The sequence below is a fragment of the Pseudomonas sp. JH-2 genome (assembly GCF_036231725.1).
Classification (GTDB): Bacteria; Pseudomonadota; Gammaproteobacteria; order Pseudomonadales; family Pseudomonadaceae; genus Pseudomonas; species Pseudomonas delhiensis.
The window spans coordinates 1-1054 of the sequence record NZ_JAZAQP010000121.1; the positions used below are offsets into that span (position 1 = coordinate 1).

1 protein-coding gene and 1 pseudogene are annotated in these 1054 nt (G+C 65.7%); both read right to left on the bottom strand.

Features of this window, described 5'->3' with window-relative positions:
• On the bottom strand, nt 1-683 hold a 683-nt coding region (gene mhpE / locus VV867_RS30990; protein WP_328568444.1), incomplete at its 3' end, for a 4-hydroxy-2-oxovalerate aldolase.
• Nucleotides 680-1054 (bottom strand): annotated as a pseudogene (locus VV867_RS30995) (acetaldehyde dehydrogenase); the annotation flags it as partial. The pseudogene VV867_RS30995 and the gene mhpE, both read right to left, overlap by 4 nt.

Consider the following 1054-nt stretch of genomic DNA (forward strand, 5'->3'; position numbering starts at 1 on the left):
GCGCCCATGCCCGCCAGGCTGGCGTCGATGCGGTTGCAGCCCTCCTCCACCGCGGCGATGGAGTTGGCCACGCCGAGACTGAGGTTGTGGTGGGCGTGGATGCCGGTTTCGGTCTCGGGCTTGAGCACGGCCTTCACCGCGCGGAAACGCGCACGGATATCGTCCATGTTCATGGCGCCGCCGGAATCGACGACGTAGATGCAGGTGGCGCCATAGCTCTCCATCAGCTTGGCCTGCTGCGCGAGGCCCTCCGGCGTCTGCATGTGGCTCATCATCAGGAAGCCGACGGTGTCCATGCCCAGCTCGCGGGCGTACTCGATGTGTTGCTTGGAGACGTCCGCTTCGGTGCAATGGGTGGCCACGCGCACGACGCGGGCGCCGGCGTTGTAGGCGTTCTTCAGGTCGTGGATGGTGCCGATGCCGGGCAGCAGCAAGGTGGCGATCTTCGCGTGCTTGACCACATCGGCCGCCGCTTCGATCCACTCCAGGTCGGTATGCGCGCCGAAGCCGTAGTTGAAGCTGGAGCCTTGCAGGCCGTCGCCGTGGGCCACTTCGATGGAATCGACTTTCGCCATGTCCAGGGCCGCGGCGATGGCGCGCACGTCGTCCAGGCTGTACTGGTGACGGATGGCATGCATGCCATCACGCAGGGTCACGTCGGAGATATAGAGTTTCTGGCTCATGCCGAGGCCCCCATTGCTTGCGCCATGCGCTCGGCGGTGGCCAGCGCGGCGGAGGTCATGATGTCGAGGTTGCCGGCGTAGGCCGGCAGGTAGTGGGCGGCGCCTTCGACTTCGAGGAAGACCGAGGTCTTCAAACCGCTGAAACGGCCGTGGCCGGGGATGTTCAGGTCGCGGGCCTCGTCGAACTGCACCTTCTGCTTCAGGCGGTAACCGGGGACGTAGGCCTGCACGGCGGCGGCCATCTCTTCAATCGAGGCTTCCACCTTGGCCTGATCGACCGATTCGCTGAGCACGTACACGGTGTCACGCATGATCAGCGGCGGCTCGGCCGGGTTCATGATGATGATCGCCTTGCCCTTGGCCGCCCCGCC